The sequence below is a fragment of the Clostridium lundense DSM 17049 genome (assembly GCF_000619945.1).
In the GTDB taxonomy this organism is placed as follows: domain Bacteria; phylum Bacillota; class Clostridia; order Clostridiales; family Clostridiaceae; genus Clostridium_AO; species Clostridium_AO lundense.
The window spans coordinates 103,460-122,097 of record NZ_JHVC01000003.1; the positions used below are offsets into that span (position 1 = coordinate 103,460).

The window sequence follows — 18,638 nt, forward strand, 5'->3', positions numbered from 1 at the left end:
TGGAACCGTTTCCAATATAATTAAAAATATATATTAAACTGGTTTACAGGATTCTCCCTCCACCAATTTAGTATCTAATATAATGTGTTTATTCTTCCCATCTTTGTTCATTAGTGATAGCAATAATTCTACACTCATATGAGCCATTTTAGCTTTAGGTTGATACATAGTAGTAATAGATGGATTGTAGTACTTTCCTATATCCATGCCATCAAAACCCATAATTGAAATATCTTCTCCTATTTTATATCCACTATTAACAACAGCCTTAGCAGCTCCTATTGCCATTATGTCTGAAATTGCAAATATAGCTGTAATATCTTTTCTCACTTTTAATATTTCCATGGTTGTCTCATAGGCTCTCTCAAAACCATAATCTCCAACAGTTACAAGTTCTCCATCATAACAAATCCTATAATTGCTTAAAGCTTGTCTGTAACCTCTTATCCTAAGCTTTCCAACTCCTATATCGTCATAACTTCCTATTATTAATAATATTTTTTTATGTCCATTTTTAATAAGATATTCAGTAGCTTCATAAGCTGCTTTTTCATCCTGAATTCCTATAGACGAAAATTTATTAAAAGCTGTTTTTGAAATATTAGTTACTGAAGTAAGTACTACAGATACATCCAAACCCTTAAAACTATCATCACTTATATCTGTAAAATCTCCACCTAAACATATAACTCCCTGTAGTTTTTTTTCTTTTATAAATGTTATTAAAGCATTTACATCTTCTTTACTTTTTTGATCATAATATTGAAGTATCATAGTATAATCAGCTTGTTTTATTTTGTCACTCATAATTTTAACCATCTCTGAAAAAAATGGATTATATACTCCTTTTACTAATATACCTATACTTTTGGAATTATTCTTTTTAAGAATTCTAGCACTATTATTAGGTATATAATTATTTTCTTTTATTATTTTTAATATTTTTTTCCTTGTCTCATCTTTTACATCAGGATGATCATTAATAACTCTAGATACTGTGCTAACACTTACTTTGGACAATTTTGCTATATCTTTTATATCCATTAATCTTCCTCCAGATTTTATTGGTACCGTTCCCAAATCTTTTTACAAAAGTAATTATATATGTTAATCCGTCCCCTATATATTATATATTAACTCTTTTTCTATATATTTACAACCATTTTCCAAAAAAATTTAGGAGACAGTTAAGAACTTTCATTAAAACACTTCCCTAGAAGCGTAAAAGTCCATAACTGTCCCCTACTTTATTTTAAAAGGGGATAGCCTGTATCTATTTTCATATTAGCCATTGCTAACATAAAAACCAAATATTTTAATATATTAATTATTTACAATTTCAGTAGTTGAAACTTCATTAACTTTTTCAACAGTTTCTACTTCTTTTAGTTCCTCTAGATTTTCTGGTAATTTATCTATATTTTCTACATCAATAACATCACCATCTAGAGCACCCTCTTCAATCACATCTTTATCAACTTCAGCCTCAGATAAAATTACTAAGCTTTTAGAAACTTTTTCATTAATTACACCAGCAGCAAATAAAACAACTGACATTCCTCCATACATAGCTATTGATTCAAATACCCCTGGAAGCAATTGAACTGATATTAATTGTTTAATAACTTCAGTATAATTATATCCTTGAGCTACATATTGAGTAATAGCCTCTTTAAACATCATAATATTATTAATTAATGATGAAACTGCAATAAGAGCTACCACTGAACCAACAGTATATAAAACCTTTGTACTTATAGATTTTTTACATGTACTTTTTTCTTTGAATTTCATAAAAATTTATCCTCATTTCCGCCTAAAAAGGCTATTATATTATTAATGCAATAAGACCTCTTTTATATAGAAATCTCTCCTTAATTTAATTGCTATGTTTATGTTACTAATGAATTGTTACAGCTCAGTGACAATATTGTTAAGATTTTGTAATGAAATGTCTCATTTATTTAATTTAATGCAAAAAATAATAAAGAATAAACCTTCTTTAGATTTACTCTTTAAAATGTTGCAAAACGATTATTTTAGAATTTAAAACATTATATTACTATCTAAATATAAATAACTAGTCTTTTTCATATAACTTTCTTACATCTTTTAGCCCTCGTTCAATCTCAAGTTTTGAAAAATTACATTTTATAAGTTTAGCCTCATCCCACTTACTAAGTTCTTTATAGAAGAATACTGCGGTTTCTAAGTTTTTTTTAGTTTTCCGAAATTCTATAACTTCAAATAAAATATTTTCCGCTTCGTTAATTTTTCCTTCACTTATATATTTTTTTATCATAAACTCTAACAATTCATCTTCTGAAAGTGTCATATTATAATTCTCTATATCAATATCACTTTTCACAGCATCTTTTCCTGCAAAAAGAGCTACTGCCATTTTTGCCCCACCTTTTATAAGTCTAATAATATAATCCTCTTCAAACATTTAAACCTAAGTCCTTTCATTAGTTTTTCAAAACTTTAAATGTATAACAAATTAAAGCAATATAAATTATGATAGTAACAATGAATGGCCAATTTATTATTTTTTCTTCCTTCTCTTCTTTGCAAGCTAAAACTTCTTCTGCTGTATCTATTTTCATCATTTCTCCTATATGATTTTTCTTTAATTTTTTAACTAATAAATAAGTTAACACTGCACCTACAATTATAAAAACAACAAAAGTTACTATTATGCCTATTCTTTGTCCCACTGGCATATTTCTAAGTGATTGTGAGGCACCTGCTGCAGCTTTACCATTCTTTGAAACACTTAAAATTGCCTTTAAATAAATCATCTGTATTGAATTAACTAATCCATGACATAACATAGATGAAAAAATAGAGTTTGTTATTCTTACAAGATACACAAATATAAAACCTAAAACAAAAGTATATAAAAATCTTTGTAAATCATAATGCATAATTGCAAAATATACGGCTGTAGATACAGCCCCTTTTCTTATGCTAACATCATTATAACCAGATAAAACAATACCTCTAAAAGTTATTTCTTCTAATAAGGCTGGAACTATTCCTATAACCAATACTGTGATCCATAAAGATGAATTTACCACTGGATTACTGATAACCTGTCCAAAAGTATTAGGCATTATAAAAGCTGATAATCCTGATAACCCCATAACAAGTGGTTGAACTGTTATTGCTATAAGAATAATAAAAAATACATCTTTTACGTTAATTTTATTAAATCTTAATGTTTCTTTTACTTTAAGCTTTGTCATACCAAAATAGATAACTGCTGGAACTAAAAACAATACAATTTGTCCTATTATAGTAGATAAATATACAGAAAAATTATTTCTAACCATTACTATACCAATAGTAAAAGAAAATACAATTCCTAGTATAATAATCATCATTCCATAAAAATTTGATCTAAATATTTTTTTCATTTTAAAACTCCCCCTTCACTCCTTAGCAAAATTAGAATACTTTATACTTCCTGCACTAAAGAAAGTTAAGGCTATCAATATTAATACAAAAACATTCGGATAAATCACTGATTTTTCTATACTTTGTAGTGACCAATAAAAAGGAGTAAACTTGCTTAAAGTTATAAATACCTTAGAAATTTGAGTTGAACTTTGTGCCATATCTCCTGCACAATATAAGAAAAACATTATTAATGATATTAAATTTACAACTACAACTCCTATTCCTTGTTCTTTAAAAATTCTATTAACCATTATAGCTAAACTTATAGATACCATACTCATCAAAGCAATATTTAATATGAGTATACCAAAGTTATGAAACTGAATTTTAAATAATACTTTCATTGTGATAAATGAAGCAGTATACATCACAATTTGTGCTATTATCATAGAAAGATATATGCTTCCTATAATTTGATAACCTTTATTACTAGTAGAACAAAATCTTTCTAATATCCTTTCTTTTCTAAGATTTAATAAATCCGCTGTTATATTGCTTGAAAATGAAATTAAGAAAAACATTATTAATACAATAGGCGTAAAATCTCCAGCGGGCATTACTTTTTTCTCCATATTATATTGGACCTTTACAAAGTTTTCTTTCAGATCACTTTCATTCTTTATAATGTTATTCTTCTTTAATATTTCCCCCTTAAATAACTCATTTATCTTCTGTTCTATTTGAATTTCAAATATTTGTGTAGCATTTCCTTCCTCCAACTTGTAAGAATTTATACTAGGTTTTCTATTGTTATTTATCTCCTCAGTAAAATTTTCTGGTATTTCATATAAAGCTATTAAGTTATAGTTTTTTAAATCTTTTAGTGCCTTTTCTTTATTACTGTATACACTAGTAGTCTTTATTCTTTCCACTAACTTTGTTCCTAAGTTTCCCTTATCTAAGTTAATTACTGCAACTTTTAAATTTAAATTTGTCTGATTAGATTTATTAGGGCCTGAAATACTATTAATTAAGAATACTACTATAATAGGGAGCATGAACATTGCAGCAATACTTTTTATATCTTTAAAATATCTTTTACAGTTAACCAATACCATATATAAAAACTTCATTAATTAATCCTCCCATCCCATTTTTATTTTTAGTATACTTAATGAATATAGTATTACAGATACCACTATCATAATGATTAAATATCTGCTAATAGTATTAAAAGAATTGAAAAGTATACAATTTCTGTAGGCTTCAGAAATAATATTTCCTGGGGAACACTTTGAAATAGTTAAAAACACCTTATTATCTATATCTTTTACTGGAATAAAACCACCACCAAATATAATATGAGTATACATAAGAAGTATAGCTACTGTAGTAGCAGTCTTCTTTCCAAAAAACGCTATGATAATTCCTGATGTACTGGCGATTAATAAGCTTTGACATATTACTATAGCTGTCATATTTAACACACTTACTCCCTTAAAAGCTAATCCTGGTATTCTGAAGGCTAAAATATATACTAATGCATATATTAAACTTGTAATAAAAAATAATAACACATCTAAATTAAAAAAATTATATTTTGTCATAGGTGTAGATAATAATCTTTTGTTACTTCCATTTTCTTTGTCCATATTATATCCTGCAATACAACTTAAAATAATGGAAAATACCATTAGTGTCATCATAGTAGCAGATTGATTTTCAAAGGCTGTAAGAACTCTTTGTCCCTGAATTATATTTTCTTTTATAGAGGTTTTGGATAAGTTTTTATTTATATTATTAATAATTTCATTAAATAATTTATCTTTATCCTCTATACTCATATCTTTTATTTTTTTTGATATAATCATAGTTTCTGTAAGACTTTTCCCATATTGTTCTATAACACTTTTTATAATTAATTCATTATTTCTTGATACTCTTTTCTTTTCATTAACTTCTATAGTACTTTCTTTTCTATTAATTAAATTACTCTCATAACCTTTTGGTATAACTATTTCATATTCAGACTTACTAGTAACATTAAATATTTCTCTTAATCCTTTTTCATTGAATAGTTCCTTAAAATTATAAGAAGTTTTACTATTATCTTTATCAACGATACTAATATTGATCTTATTTATAGTTACCTCTGGTCTAAACACATCCTTTTGAAAATTACTCATAATTAAAGACATTATCAAAGGAAAAATAGCAAACATCAATAATACTTGTTTCCATTGAGATATTACTCCTTTAACAATAACCTTTATAGTAGCTTTTACTCTCATTTTTCTTCCCCCTAATCCCTTAATTTTTTTCCTGTTAGGGAAAGGAATACTTCCTCTAATGAAGCTTCTTCTACATTAAATTTCTTTATTTTTTTATGCTCCCTAGCTGATAGCATTAGTAATTCTTCTAAATTAAAACTTTCCTCATTTATATAAATTGAAATGGTATCCTCTTTAATAAAACAGTCTTTAACTCCTGGCAAAGCTTTTATCTTCAAAACAAATTCCTCATCATTTTGGTCTAAAACTATTTTAATAGTACCATGCATATTTGCCATAGACTTAATCATTCCCTTTGAACCAGAGGCAATTTCTTTTCCCTCATCTAAAATAAATATATTGTTACATAGCTGTTCAACTTCTTCCATATAATGCGAAGTATATAGTACTGTGGTATTGTCCTCTTTGTTAACCTTTTTAATAAATTCGAATATATAATTTCTAGATTGAGGATCTACTCCTACAGTAGGCTCATCTAATATAAGGATTTTAGGTCTATGCATTATTGCTACTGCTAAATTTAATCTCCTTTTCATTCCTCCAGAAAACTTTTTAACTTTTACTTTTTTCTTTTCATTTAATCCTGTTATTATAAGTGCCTCTTCAATTCTTTCTTTTAAAAGCTTTCCCCCTAATCCATAGAAAGCTCCAAAATACTCAAGATTATCATAAGCAGACAATGTCTCCATTAAAGCTAACTCCTGTGGAACTAAACCTATAAGCCCTTTTGCTTTTAGAGGATCTTTTGACATGGAATATCCTCCAATAGTTACTTCTCCACTATTGCTTTTAATAAGGCCAGTCATAATACTTATTAATGTAGATTTTCCTGCTCCATTAGGTCCTATTAATCCAAATACATCTCCTTCCTTTATTTCAAAGGATATATTATCTAAAACTAACTTATCATCAAATCTTTTAGTTATATTCTTTACAATTATGCCATTCATAAAATTATCCCCCTTAATCTCTCTAATTATATTTTAGAAAAATTAAGGGTACCTTCCAAGTCCTAGGAGTAACTACAAAAATGACTTAAGTCACTTTAGGCATATAAAATAAAATGACTCTTGTAATTATTATATTGTTTGTGTATAATATATTTAACATTCGTAAATTATATATTACACAAATGATAACAAGATACCCACTATACATAGATTAACTAAGCAATCTAGTAAAAGTCCGTATTACATAAAATATATTTCATCATTTGGTTACTAACAGGAGGTTTTATATATGAATTTAAATTCAGTAATTGCAGAAAATCTTAAGCGATTAAGATTAGAAAGAAATTTAAGTTTAGGTCAATTAGCAGAGTTATCTGAAGTAAGTAAGGTTATGATTTCTCAAATTGAAAAAGGTGACACTAATCCAACAATCAATACCATCTGGAAAATTGCCAAAGGATTAAATGTTCCATACACTGTATTAATTGATAAACATGAAAATCCCACTTCTATTGTAAAAAAGGAAGATACTAAAGAACAAATTAGTGAAGATGGAACCTATCGTGTTTATTGCTACTATGGCAATACCCCTAATAGAAATTTTGAATTATTTTTACTTAAGCTGGATTCTGGTTCAACCTATACTTCTGTTGGTCATTCAGAAAAATCCCAAGAATATATTACTGTTTTAGAAGGAGAACTTATATTGTCAATAAACGATGAAAACTATTCTTTAGGTGTAGAAGATTCCATTTGCTTTTCATCAGCAACTCCCCATACCTATAAAAGCTGCGGAAAAACTACTCTTAAAGCTATGGTTATAAATTTTTATCCAATCTGATAAAGAATGCACTGTACTTTTCAGAGTACAGAATTTATTATTTATTATCTATTCTAGTTATTTATTATTTAAAAATAATTTCATCCAAAAATTTAAGTTTTAAAGGAGGACAAAAAATGACTGAATTAATATTTCAAAAAGATAGCTATGTAAAGGAATTTGAATGTAAAGTTATTAAAGTAGATGAGGAGGAACATGCCGTTATCTTGGATAAAACCGCATTTTATATAGGCGGTGGTGGTCAACCCTGTGATACTGGAACATTAGAAACAAAATCAGATACATATGTTGTTACAAAAATTAATAAAAAAGGGCAGGATGTATATCATTATATTGATGGAGAACTTCCTGAACTTAATGAAACTTGTATAGGTAAAATAGATTGGGATCACAGATATAAATTAATGAGAACTCATACTGCTATGCATATTTTATGCGGTGTTGTATGGAGAGACTATAAAGCTCAAGTAACTGGTGGAGATATGGATTGTCTTAAGGGAAGACTGGATTTTGAATTTGAAAACTTTGATAAAGAATTAATAGATGAAATTGAAAAGAAAATTAACAAAGAAGTAGAATGTAGAAGAAACATCAGTGTAAATATTCTTCAAAGGGAAGAGGCTTTTAAAATTCCAGATCTAATAAGAACAAAAATAAATCTTCTTCCAGAAGGCATCAACGAAATAAGAACCGTAAACATTGAAGGACTAGATCTTCAGGCAGATGGCGGAACTCATGTAAAAAACACTGAGGAAGTTGGAAGAATAAAAATAGCATCTTATAAAAGTAAAGGAAAAATCAATAAAAGAATATATATTGAATTAGAGTAGTAGTATAAATTAAATGGCTGTTGCATTAAGGAATTTACATACAATATACTGTTTTGTAAGTTTAAAGTTAACATAATATATTGTATGATTTATTCTTAGTGCCGCAGCCCCTGTCTTTTTAAAAAAATCTTTTAGGAATTTTTAAATATCCCATAACTTGAAAAATAATTGCAGTACCCCAAAAAGGATATCCCAATTCAAGGTTATTAGCATTCACAAATACCTTTCTTTCAATTATGTGTATTAAAATTATAAATAAACACGTTAATATAAAAACTAATAGTAAATTCATTAAATCTTCATTAGATAATTCTTTTTTATGTTTCTCCAATAAATTATCCATTACTTTGCTACAAGAATTTATTTTAGTTATGCTAGGAATATATGTGCAAGATCCCAAAAAACATGGAAAAAATACAGGATATTTATTAAATATAAGAACATTTAATAAATAAAGTAAAGGCATTGGAAAAAAACATATTAAAATCATTTTTATTGTTTTCATCATTAAACCTCCCATGACCATACATTTAACTAGGAGTCCAACCAATTGAATGACAATTATCTTCTCTTTATAGCTATATTATAATTGACCAAATTTTAGGATTAATATCTAATATGACATCTTAAAATATACTTTTATTATACCAGATAAAATAAGGATAACCAATGTTATCCACACAAATGAAATAAAACCCAATACTTTATGAAAAAGTATTGGGTTTAAATTGTTTTTTAAAACCAATTTATTTTACAATCTATTTTACAGTTCAAAGAATTCTTTAATAATTCTTTGTCAGACTCGCTGATTGGATTACCACTTAAATTAAGCTACACTAATTTAGTTAGTCCTTTTAATGCACTTATGTTTTATTTAATTCAATCCCTTCATGTATGCTCTTATTTTACTCAGCTATATTATTTTTAAATGCAAATATGGTAAGTTGAGTTCTATCCCTAAGAGAAAGCTTATTTAGTATGTTACTTATATTGTTCTTAATGGTTCCTTCTGATAAAAACAACTTTTCTGCAATTTCCTTATTAGATAGTCCATTGGCTACTTCTTTAATTATGTTTATCTCCTTATCGTTTAAATCATAATTAAGTTTTATATCCTCTAAATTACTTTTTTTATTGTAATTTAGATTCTCATTAATAATTTTAGACGCTACTTCTGGGTGAATAACCACATTCCCTTTAAAGCAGCCCTTTATTCCTTCATAAATCAAATCATAATCACTATCTTTTAAAAGGTATCCAGATGCCCCATATTTTAATGCGTCATGAATATACTCCATATCATTAAAAGTAGTTAAAATTAAAATCTTTACATTTTCAAATTGTTTTTTTATTAGCTTTGTGCCTAAAACTCCATCACATTTTGGCATTCTAATATCCATAAGTATAACATCTGGTTCATTTTTTCTACATTCTGATAAAGCTTCTTCTCCATCCGAAGCAGTACTTATCACTTCAACATCCTCAAATGTGTTAAGTATCATGCTCATCCCTGATCTAATAAGCTTTTCATCATCTACTAGCATTACCTTGATCTTTTTCATAGTGTTCCTCCTGGGAATAAATTTTAAGCTTTTCAACTTTATCTAACTCTATTCTCACTAGAAATCCTTCTCCAAGCTTTGTTTTATAGTCAAAGCTTCCTCCAATTTCTACTACTCTTTCTCTCATACTCTTAAGTCCAATACCTTCTATTAAGCTATCTCTTCCTGTTCCATTATCTTTTAATGTAACTACTAATTTGTAATCATCAAATGCCATAAAAATTTGAATAACTGTAGCTTTTCCATGTCTTACACTGTTAGCTAGAAATTCTTGAATTATTCTATAGATTACAAAGGATTGATCTGCATTTAAAGGCCACTTTTCTTTTGTGAAAGCAAGTCTAACCTCTACTCCTGTGAGCTTTTTAAAATTCTTTATAAGTTCTTCAATTATCAAAATTCCTTCATAGTCCTCAAATTCTTTAGGTTTTATTTCTCTTACAGCCATTCTAACTTCATTTAAACTATTTTGAGTAAATTTTCTAAGCTCCTTTGTTACTTCCTTTGCAACTTGTTGATCTTTCTCTACTATTCTTTCAATAGCACCAAGCTGTATAACAATTGTTGATAATGCATGTCCAACGCTATCATGCATTTCTCGTGATAGTCTATTTCTTTCCCTTAATAAAGTTAATTCCTCTATTGAACTTGCGTATAGCTCCAAATCTCTATTAGCATTTTTAAGCTTTTCTTCTGATATTCTAAGTCTATCATAAAGTTTTTGAGCTTCAATCTTCTTATCATTTTCATCCTGTATTAAATATAATATTCCAATAAAGACCATTAATAAAACTATATTTATAAATTTAAATTCTAAACTTTCATTAAATAAAAGTATTATTCCTTCTAAAATTATGCCTATATTAAATATATGTTTTACAGGTTTCTTAAACAATGTGTTGCTATCTATAGCTGCTAAAATTAAATACATTATAAGATATCCGCCAATCCATTTATAAGCAATCACTGTAAATATAATTTCCAATATAAAAGATAGACTTTTATAAATATTCTTATCTAGTGAAAAAAATCTTATTTGATTATTTATCAAAAATATAAATATAAATATTATTATTGAAGTTGTTAAATTTATTTTATTCATGACTATTATTGCTATTATTGCTAAAATACAAAAATATCTTATTGAAACAAGCAAACTTTTATTCCACATAATCTCTCCTAAATATGTGACTTAACTCATTATTTTATTTATTTACATTTAAATATATATATCATTTTCAAAACAATTTTCTTCTTTTTCCTTCATCTTAACAAGTGACCTTTCTTTATCCTTAGCTCCTACAGCAGTAACAAGTGCATTTAATGCGGTCATAGCCGCTACATATGAATAAGTACTTGAACTATTTTGTAAAATTAATACACAATTTCCCTTAACAGCAATAGGTGAACTATAGCTATCTGTTACAGCAATTATTTGACATCCTTTATTTTTGAAAAAGTCCGTTACTTGAGACGTAAACTTTGTATATCTTGAAAAACTAATAGCTATAAGAACATCATCCTTATCTATATCATATATTCTATCGTATACATCCATCTGTCCTGGAGAAAGTAATATAATATTATCCATAAATCTAACAAGCATAAAGTAAAGATAATAGGCTACTGTAAAAGTTGATCTAGTTCCAGCTATATATATTCTTTTACCTCCACTTACTAACTCAACTGCTCTTTGAAAAGCTATTTTCAGACTCTCTGAATACATATTTTGAAGGCTAATTGTATTTAGTTCTATTGTCTTTTGTAATATATTTTCTTCATCTTTTAAATCTTCAATGGATTTTTTTATTTCTCTCATAGGGGTAATATCTTTTTGAACTAAAGTTTGAATTGCTTTTTGAAATTCTGCATATCCTTCATATCCAAGTTCTTTGCAATATCTAGTTATGCTTGAATTACTTACGCCCATGCTTTCCCCTAATTCTTGAATAGATAAAAATACAATATTTGAATAGTTTTTTCTAACATAATCACTTATTAGTTTAAAAGTCTTTGTAAATGAAGAATACTTTTTCTCTATTATATTAAAAATATTATCTTCCATATAATTTCCTCTCTTTCCTTCTATAATATTTTATCATAAATACTTTTGTCATAAAATATTTAGTCCTTTTTCAATTATATAATATAATAAAAAACAATTATTGGCAGCTCATATTATATAATGCACTCCCAATAATTGTTTTATTTTGAAAGGTGGTTAGCAGCAATATTCTGCAACTATTTTTCCTATATTGTTATTTAATTGTACCCCATAAGTATTTTTTTCCAAATCCTTTGTCAAAACTATAATAATAATCTGCCCAATCTTTGAGAAAATTATTCCTGCATCATGTTCTACTCCTGGAAGATCTCCAGTTTTATGTCCAAAAGAAATATCCTTTGGCATTAAAAGTGGTAATTTATTATTACATTGTTGCTTTTTTAATATATCTAATATGGTTTCTCTATTTTTAGCACTCAATTTTATAACATTTGAATAATTTAAATAAGCTTCAAGCATTATTAAAGTATCTTTGGCTGATGTGTAATTATCTAATCCTTTTTTCTTAGCTTCTCCATCCATCATTTTTCTTCCAAGTACAGTATCCTTCATTCCTAATTCTTTTATTGTGTTATTTATTGATTCCATATCTAAAATATGGATTAGCTTATTTGTTGCCACATTATCACTTAATATTATCATTAAAGTAGCTAAATCCTTTATTGTTAAATTAACATCACAATCCAATTCCTTTAAAACACCAAATCCGTCAACTTTCTCACTTTCTTTTAATACAACTCTTTCTTGAAGATTAATATCTCCATTGTCAACCTTTTTAAATAACTCTAATAATATAGATAATTTTATAATACTAGCAGCTGGAAAAACTACATCTTCATTGTATTGTAAGCAATCACCTGTATTTTCATTTTTAATAATAACTCCACAGGTTCCTTTAAAACCATCTATTTCTTCTTTTACTTTGTCTACCATTTCATAAAAATCATTCATCAACCTCACCCCTTAAAATGATAATTATTTTAATATATCATCTGGATAATATTTAGGAACTCTATCACTATAAACAGGTATTATCTTTCTAACCTTATCAACTTCTTCAAAGTTAATACCTCCTTTTACAAAGCCCTCTTTATCATCACCTTCTGAAACTACTTCTCCCCAAGGACTAATTATCATTGAATGTCCAAAATACGAACATTCCCCTGCAGCACCTACCCTATTACAGGCTACAATATAGCATTGATTTTCTATAGCTCTAGCTTGTAATAATATTCTCCAATGATTTAATTTTGGATTTGGAAAGTTAGCTACAACAAATATTGCCTTAGCCCCCCTTAAAGATATAGTTCTTATAAGTTCTGGATATCTTATATCATAACAGGTTATGGTAGATATATCTCCAAACTCTGTATTGAACACAGGCATCTTTTCTCCATTGTGAAAAGCTATATGTTCATCCATAGCACTATATAAATGCATTTTGTCATATTCTCCAACTATTTCACCAGATCTATTTATAAGCAGTGACTTATTGTATGTCTTCTCTCCCTCTTTTACTGGTATAGAGCCACCCACCAGCCAGATATTATACTTTTTTGCCCATTCTTTCATTTTAGCAATAGTATGTCCCTCTTTTGTCTCAGCAAATTTATTAATATTATGAAATATTTCTGTGGAATAGGCTGTATTCCATGTTTCTGGCAATACAACTATATCTTCATCCCCAGTTAATTTTTCTTTAAATATCCTTTCCACAGTTTCAATGTTTTTTTCTTTATCTGCATAAGCTAGATCAAATTGTAGTATCGCTATATTCATATTCATGATAATCCCCTCCATAATAATATTTAATTACCATTTATGAAAAAATGCCATTGCCGCTACATATAAAATGCTAAGTGCCGTTATTACTAAACCATTCTTAACCATAGCCTTTAAGTCTTTTGATCTTGCAAGTCCCATCTGTCCTACCATGTCTCCAGTTGGATAAGCGAAGAAAGTAATTTGGGAGCCAACTAGTAAAACAATAGCCCATAATGTCATTGGGAAATTAAGTTGTTGAACAAGTGGTAAAAACATTGTATGCACTACTTGTTCTTGAGCAACAGCTGCTCCTGAAACACCAAATATACCTATTAATGTAGTAAGTATCATGAAGACAGGTTTTCCACCCGCGTTTATTAGTGGTTTTATATATCCAGCTATAGCATCAAAAGCTCCTGATTGTGTTACAAAGTTTAAGAATGGATCATATAAAACAAATAATATAAATAACCAGTACATTCTAGAACTTCCTTTGATGATAGCCTTTAAAGTGTCCTCTGGTTTGAATCCAGCTATATATCCTACTGCTAAAGAAGTTATTCCCATAACAGTTATAACAAATGATGCTCCTGCCTTTGCAAAAATGCCATATACAATTGATAGAATCATTATTGCAGCAAATGTAAATGTGGCTTTTTTAGTTTTAGCATCTGGTTCAAAATTACTTGTATCAACCATATCTTCCTTGCCATATGATTCTTTGCCTTCTGTATTCTTTTGAATCCTTAATGCAACAAAATAAGTAGAAACTAGAACTATTAAAGCAACAGGTATTCCTGCATATTTCATATACTGTCCATAGCTTAGTCCAGTTAATCCCACAGTTGTTACAACCGTTGGTACGAAGGGTCCTATGTATAATCCTGCCGCACCTGCCCCATGTAAAAGTACTCCTAAGGCACTTGGTGTTATACCAAAAGTTGCAACTATAGGTATAATTATTGGTGCAAGTATTGCATTACCTCCTGCCATAGATCCTAATAAACTTACTAATAATGTAGAAGCAAACATAGTAGCTAACATAACTTGTTTCTTACTTTTAACACCAGTTTTCTTCATTACAAGGTAAACTATATTTTGGGCTACTCCCGTTTGAGTTAGCAATTCTCCAAGTCCTGCTCCTAAAAGAATTATAAATCCAATTAATCCTAAGAAAGAGCCAATTCCTGAAGCTATTGCCTGACCAAAGGTTATTGGGGTTTGTCCTGTTAATATTGCTCCAATGATAACACATAGTAGTACAATCCATAACATATCTGCACCTTTAAAGGAGATAATAATGTAGATCAATAATGGTAGAAATCCAAAAATAGCTGGTAAACCTAATATCATTTTAATTGCCCCCTTTGTATATTTTTTATATTATTTAAAATAATATTCTCTAAATTTATTGTCCATTCTACTTTAAAATTGCTAAAACTATATCACATAATGCCTTTATCCCTATAGGGATAGATTCTTCATCACATATAAAGTTTGGACTATGAAGTATACAGCAATCTTTATTTATTTCTGATTTACATCCTAACCACATAAAAGTACAAGGTACATGCTTATTAAAATAAGAAAAGTCTTCTCCAATAGTAGCAGGATTTTCAGCTATAACAACACTTTTTTCCCCTAATGATTGTTTTAGAATACCTATAACGTTTTCAGTTAAGGTTTCATCATTATATGTAAGTGGATATCCTTTCACATACTTGAATTCATAATCACATCCCAAAGCTCTGCATACATTTTTTATTATATTGTCAATTCTTTCAGGCATTTCATCAGCTACATTATGGGAGAAACTTCTTACAGTTCCCTCCAAATTAACTTCATCTGCTATTACATTGTATCTATATCCACCATTTATAACTCCTAAAGTAAGTACTGCACTATCCAAAGGATTAATATTTCTACTTACTATAGTTTGCAATGCTGTTATAACATGAGCTGCTGCTACAATAGCATCTAATCCTTGATGTGGTGTAGAACCATGAGCACTCTTCCCTTTCACCTTAATATATATTCTATCGGATTGAGCCATTATAGCCCCCTTTTTTATTCCTATGCTACCTAAAGGCATGTCCCAAACATGTAATGCTACAGCTGCATCTACCTTAGGATTCTCTAAAACTCCATCTTCAATCATATTATTTGCTCCACCTGTTGGATTACATTCCTCCGCAGGTTGGAATACAAATTTTATATTTCCTTTGATTTCATCTTTAAACCCTGATAGTATCTTTGCTGTGCATAATAGTATTGAAGTATGTACATCATGTCCACAAGCATGCATTACATTTTTATTTTTTGATTTAAATGGTAAATCCGTTAATTCATTTATAGGAAGAGCGTCCATATCTGCTCTTAACAAGATAGTTCTTCCTTGTTCTTTTCCTTCTAGTAGAGCAACCACACCAGTTTTTCCTATTCCCTGTTGTACTTTTAATCCTAGCCCTTGAAGATTTTCATATATAATTTTAGAAGTTCTATGTTCATTCATTCCAAGTTCGGGATTAGCGTGAATATCTCTTCTTACATTAATTATCCATTCCAAATTTTCATTAATTAGCTTTTCTAAAATATCCAAATTCAAAATAATCACCTCCATATCATTTTTTAAATTTTATATACAATTGAAAAATTATTATTATTTATATATAATTTTAACATCTATTTTTTATTTTTGCAATAAAATAAAAAAATATTTTCTATTTAAATTATTTTTGAAAATTTTTTATTATTTCAAACAAATTTGTGATATAATTTATAAGTGAGGTATAAATAATTAAGTATAAAGTTTTTAATCATATTTTTCATAATATTTGTAGAAAAGGGGAGAATGCTTATGTTTGATTTAGTAATAAATAATGTATTAATAATAGATGGCAAAGGTAATACACCTTTCAAGGGTTCCATAGGAATAATAAAAGATAAAATTGCAACCATTAGCAAAGATTATTCCTTAGATGGGTTAAAATCTATAGATGGGAAAGATCATATATTAGCTCCAGGATTTATTGATATACACTCCCATTCTGATAGTTCTTTTTTAGTTTATAAAGATTTTGAAAGTAAAATATTTCAAGGAATAACTACAGAACTAATAGGAAGTTGCGGTATATCCTTAGTTCCTAATAATAGAGCTATAAAAAATGACATATTAAATTATTGTAAAACTCTTTGCTATAATACAGATAAAATAGAATTAGATTTTTCAACCTTAAATGAATATATAGAAAAAGTTAATAAAGAACTTCATGCAACAAATGTTCTTCCTCAAATAGGTCATGGTACTTTAAGGATGGCTGTTATGGGTTTTGAAAATAGAACACCTACTAATAAAGAGTTAACTGAAATGAAATTTCTTTTAGAAAGAGAATTAAAATCAGGAGCATGGGGTATGTCCTTAGGCTTAGTCTACCCTCCTGGAAGTTTTACAGAAAAAGAAGAATTAGTGGAGTTATCTAAAGTATTGAAAAAATATAATGCTATATTAACTGTTCATATGCGTGGCGAGGGGGATACAGTATTTGATTCTGTAAAAGAAATGATAGATATCACTAGAGAAAGTGGTGTTCATTGTCATATCTCTCATTTAAAACTTATGGGAAGAACTCAATGGGGACATGGAAAGGAGCTACTAAAGCTTATAGAGGATGGTATTTCTGAAGGCCTTAATATATCCTGTGACCAGTATCCATATATAGCTTCTTGTACTTCTCTTTATCCCCTAATCCCTAAGGATGCTCAAGAAGGTGGAATATCAGCAATAAAAAATAGATTTAATAGTTCTCAGTGGGACAGTATTGCAAAAATTATTGAAAAAAACATCTATTCTAGAGGGGGAGGAGATAAAATAGTTGTCTCTTCTTCTAAAGGAACTAAAGAAAATTATCAAGGTTGCAGCTTACTTCAAATCTCCAATAAACTAAATATCTCTTTACCAGAAGTAGTTAAATTATTGATTCTTCAAACTGAAGGTGCTGCTTCAATAATCTATTATAGTATGAATGAAGAGGATGTAGAATATATTATGAAACAAGAAATTGTGGCTGTTGGAAGTGATGGTGCTGCTTTAAGCTTTAATGATTCTAAATTTGGAACTCCACACCCAAGGAATTTTGGAACTTTTCCTAGGTATATAAGGACATGCTTAGATAAAAAACTCCTTCCTTTAGAAAAAATAATTTATAAAGCCACAGGTCTTCCCTCTAAGCTTTTAAACCTTAGTGATAGAGGAGTTATAGAAGTTGGTAAAATTGCTGATTTAGTTATATTTGACTTAGATACCATAGAAGATATGTCCACATTTACTGAACCTTTTGCCAAACCTAAAGGCATAGAGTATGTACTAGTATCAGGAGAAATAGCCTTAGAAAATGGTGTACAAAATAAGATTTATAACGGAAAAATATTAACAAAATAACAACTCATTATTCCCTCACCTATCCTACAGTAACTTAATATTAAGTTACTAAGAAGTTGGGGACGATTATCAACAAGACCTAGGGACAGTTATCAATTTTTTATTAAATCTCCTGTATAAAAATACAAAATTCATTAACTGTCTATCTGCCTAAAAGCTTAGAAGTTGATAACCGTCCCCTCTACAATTCAATTTACATATTGCACTTTTATTCATGTCGTGGTATTATTAGGTGAAAAATGTAATAATATGAACTTTTATGGTGTAACATTTTTGTTGCATAAAAGGGAAGCTTGGTGTAAATCCAACACGGTCCCGCCACTGTAAGAGTGAGCATATCATTGTATACCACTGTTGTTTATCAATGGGAAGGTAATGATACTGCTATGATCTCAAGTCAGGAGACCTGCCATAAAAGCTAATTGTAATTTGCTCACGCGGATGAGGAGGTGTTTCTTTTTTTGCTAATAAATATTAGCATTTATAATTTGCCGC

General features: G+C 28.4%; 18 protein-coding genes and 1 riboswitch. Of the genes, 3 read left to right on the forward strand and 15 right to left on the reverse strand.

Annotated features, from left to right (window positions below):
* Window positions 1–33: 33 nt before the first annotated feature.
* The 7 genes from T514_RS0106465 to T514_RS0106495 form a co-directional block, all read right to left on the reverse strand.
* On the reverse strand, window positions 34–1,044 hold the full coding sequence (locus T514_RS0106465) for a LacI family DNA-binding transcriptional regulator (protein ID WP_027624034.1): 1,011 nt from the start codon (window positions 1,042–1,044) through the stop codon (window positions 34–36).
* Between the two features lie 279 nt (window positions 1,045–1,323).
* Window positions 1,324–1,794 (reverse strand): hypothetical protein, encoded by a 471-nt coding sequence (locus tag T514_RS24025; protein WP_051541857.1) that lies wholly within the window; start codon window positions 1,792–1,794, stop codon window positions 1,324–1,326.
* 286 nt (window positions 1,795–2,080) lie between these two features.
* Window positions 2,081–2,449: a DUF6483 family protein gene (locus T514_RS0106475; protein WP_027624035.1), complete on the reverse strand. Its 369-nt coding sequence runs from the start codon at window positions 2,447–2,449 to the stop codon at window positions 2,081–2,083.
* Window positions 2,450–2,468: 19 nt separating this feature from the next.
* Window positions 2,469–3,419 carry a CPBP family intramembrane glutamic endopeptidase gene (locus tag T514_RS0106480; RefSeq protein WP_027624036.1) on the reverse strand — a complete coding sequence of 317 codons (951 nt, stop codon included), beginning with the start codon at window positions 3,417–3,419 and terminating at the stop codon, window positions 2,469–2,471.
* Window positions 3,420–3,434: 15 nt separating this feature from the next.
* The gene (locus tag T514_RS0106485) at window positions 3,435–4,535 is read right to left on the reverse strand and encodes an ABC transporter permease (protein WP_027624037.1); all 1,101 of its coding nucleotides are present in this window, start codon (window positions 4,533–4,535) and stop codon (window positions 3,435–3,437) included.
* A 3-nt stretch (window positions 4,536–4,538) separates the two neighbouring features.
* Window positions 4,539–5,693 carry an ABC transporter permease gene (locus tag T514_RS0106490; protein WP_027624038.1) on the reverse strand — a complete coding sequence of 385 codons (1,155 nt, stop codon included), beginning with the start codon at window positions 5,691–5,693 and terminating at the stop codon, window positions 4,539–4,541.
* Window positions 5,694–5,704: 11 nt separating this feature from the next.
* Window positions 5,705–6,643, reverse strand: a complete 939-nt coding sequence (locus tag T514_RS0106495; RefSeq protein ID WP_027624039.1) for an ABC transporter ATP-binding protein — start codon at window positions 6,641–6,643, stop codon at window positions 5,705–5,707.
* 289 nt (window positions 6,644–6,932) lie between these two features.
* Between T514_RS0106495 and T514_RS0106500 the strand changes: the two genes are divergently transcribed.
* The gene (locus tag T514_RS0106500) at window positions 6,933–7,484 is read left to right on the forward strand and encodes a helix-turn-helix domain-containing protein (protein WP_027624040.1); all 552 of its coding nucleotides are present in this window, start codon (window positions 6,933–6,935) and stop codon (window positions 7,482–7,484) included.
* A 116-nt stretch (window positions 7,485–7,600) separates the two neighbouring features.
* Entirely contained in the window at window positions 7,601–8,314 is a 714-nt protein-coding gene (locus T514_RS0106505; protein WP_027624041.1) for an alanyl-tRNA editing protein, read from the forward strand.
* 118 nt (window positions 8,315–8,432) lie between these two features.
* Here T514_RS0106505 and T514_RS0106510 read toward each other — a convergent pair whose 3' ends face one another.
* The 8 genes from T514_RS0106510 to T514_RS0106545 all read right to left on the reverse strand — a co-directional run bounded on the left by T514_RS0106510 (window position 8,433) and on the right by T514_RS0106545 (window position 16,310).
* Entirely contained in the window at window positions 8,433–8,819 is a 387-nt protein-coding gene (locus T514_RS0106510) for a hypothetical protein (protein WP_027624042.1), read from the reverse strand.
* Between the two features lie 400 nt (window positions 8,820–9,219).
* Window positions 9,220–9,876, reverse strand: coding sequence for a response regulator transcription factor (locus T514_RS0106515; RefSeq protein WP_027624043.1), 657 nt, complete (start codon window positions 9,874–9,876; stop codon window positions 9,220–9,222).
* Entirely contained in the window at window positions 9,845–11,047 is a 1,203-nt protein-coding gene (locus T514_RS0106520; protein ID WP_027624044.1) for a sensor histidine kinase, read from the reverse strand. The genes T514_RS0106515 and T514_RS0106520 overlap by 32 nt, the downstream gene beginning before the upstream one ends.
* A 48-nt stretch (window positions 11,048–11,095) precedes the next feature.
* Window positions 11,096–11,941 (reverse strand): MurR/RpiR family transcriptional regulator, encoded by an 846-nt coding sequence (locus tag T514_RS0106525; RefSeq protein WP_027624045.1) that lies wholly within the window; start codon window positions 11,939–11,941, stop codon window positions 11,096–11,098.
* A 156-nt stretch (window positions 11,942–12,097) separates the two neighbouring features.
* Entirely contained in the window at window positions 12,098–12,892 is a 795-nt protein-coding gene (locus T514_RS0106530; protein ID WP_051541858.1) for a serine hydrolase, read from the reverse strand.
* Window positions 12,893–12,916: 24 nt separating this feature from the next.
* Window positions 12,917–13,726, reverse strand: a complete 810-nt coding sequence (locus tag T514_RS0106535; RefSeq protein WP_027624047.1) for a carbon-nitrogen family hydrolase — start codon at window positions 13,724–13,726, stop codon at window positions 12,917–12,919.
* 27 nt (window positions 13,727–13,753) lie between these two features.
* The gene (locus T514_RS0106540) at window positions 13,754–15,058 is read right to left on the reverse strand and encodes a GntT/GntP/DsdX family permease (RefSeq protein WP_027624048.1); all 1,305 of its coding nucleotides are present in this window, start codon (window positions 15,056–15,058) and stop codon (window positions 13,754–13,756) included.
* Between the two features lie 67 nt (window positions 15,059–15,125).
* Window positions 15,126–16,310, reverse strand: coding sequence for a M20 metallopeptidase family protein (locus T514_RS0106545; protein ID WP_242850564.1), 1,185 nt, complete (start codon window positions 16,308–16,310; stop codon window positions 15,126–15,128).
* A 252-nt stretch (window positions 16,311–16,562) separates the two neighbouring features.
* On the opposite strand from T514_RS0106545, the gene T514_RS0106550 reads away from it, so the two are divergent.
* Window positions 16,563–18,143 carry an N-acyl-D-amino-acid deacylase family protein gene (locus T514_RS0106550; protein ID WP_027624050.1) on the forward strand — a complete coding sequence of 527 codons (1,581 nt, stop codon included), beginning with the start codon at window positions 16,563–16,565 and terminating at the stop codon, window positions 18,141–18,143.
* 243 nt (window positions 18,144–18,386) lie between these two features.
* A riboswitch (cobalamin riboswitch) is annotated at window positions 18,387–18,571 on the forward strand.
* Window positions 18,572–18,638: the final 67 nt, after the last annotated feature.

What these genes read in the sequence shown, in the direction of transcription:
- T514_RS0106535 (WP_027624047.1), bottom strand. Translation starts at nt 13,726, where the DNA reads ATGAATATGAATATAGCGATACTACAATTTGATCTAGCTTATGCAGAT.
- T514_RS0106495 (WP_027624039.1), bottom strand. Translation starts at nt 6,643, where the DNA reads ATGAATGGCATAATTGTAAAGAATATAACTAAAAGATTTGATGATAAG.
- T514_RS0106505 (WP_027624041.1), top strand. Translation starts at nt 7,601, where the DNA reads ATGACTGAATTAATATTTCAAAAAGATAGCTATGTAAAGGAATTTGAA.
- T514_RS24025 (WP_051541857.1), bottom strand. Translation starts at nt 1,794, where the DNA reads ATGAAATTCAAAGAAAAAAGTACATGTAAAAAATCTATAAGTACAAAG.
- T514_RS0106510 (WP_027624042.1), bottom strand. Translation starts at nt 8,819, where the DNA reads ATGAAAACAATAAAAATGATTTTAATATGTTTTTTTCCAATGCCTTTA.
- T514_RS0106480 (WP_027624036.1), bottom strand. Translation starts at nt 3,419, where the DNA reads ATGAAAAAAATATTTAGATCAAATTTTTATGGAATGATGATTATTATA.
- T514_RS0106465 (WP_027624034.1), bottom strand. Translation starts at nt 1,044, where the DNA reads ATGGATATAAAAGATATAGCAAAATTGTCCAAAGTAAGTGTTAGCACA.
- T514_RS0106475 (WP_027624035.1), bottom strand. Translation starts at nt 2,449, where the DNA reads ATGTTTGAAGAGGATTATATTATTAGACTTATAAAAGGTGGGGCAAAA.
- T514_RS0106490 (WP_027624038.1), bottom strand. Translation starts at nt 5,693, where the DNA reads ATGAGAGTAAAAGCTACTATAAAGGTTATTGTTAAAGGAGTAATATCT.
- T514_RS0106530 (WP_051541858.1), bottom strand. Translation starts at nt 12,892, where the DNA reads ATGAATGATTTTTATGAAATGGTAGACAAAGTAAAAGAAGAAATAGAT.
- T514_RS0106520 (WP_027624044.1), bottom strand. Translation starts at nt 11,047, where the DNA reads ATGTGGAATAAAAGTTTGCTTGTTTCAATAAGATATTTTTGTATTTTA.
- T514_RS0106500 (WP_027624040.1), top strand. Translation starts at nt 6,933, where the DNA reads ATGAATTTAAATTCAGTAATTGCAGAAAATCTTAAGCGATTAAGATTA.
- T514_RS0106550 (WP_027624050.1), top strand. Translation starts at nt 16,563, where the DNA reads ATGTTTGATTTAGTAATAAATAATGTATTAATAATAGATGGCAAAGGT.
- T514_RS0106525 (WP_027624045.1), bottom strand. Translation starts at nt 11,941, where the DNA reads ATGGAAGATAATATTTTTAATATAATAGAGAAAAAGTATTCTTCATTT.
- T514_RS0106540 (WP_027624048.1), bottom strand. Translation starts at nt 15,058, where the DNA reads ATGATATTAGGTTTACCAGCTATTTTTGGATTTCTACCATTATTGATC.
- T514_RS0106515 (WP_027624043.1), bottom strand. Translation starts at nt 9,876, where the DNA reads ATGAAAAAGATCAAGGTAATGCTAGTAGATGATGAAAAGCTTATTAGA.
- T514_RS0106485 (WP_027624037.1), bottom strand. Translation starts at nt 4,535, where the DNA reads ATGAAGTTTTTATATATGGTATTGGTTAACTGTAAAAGATATTTTAAA.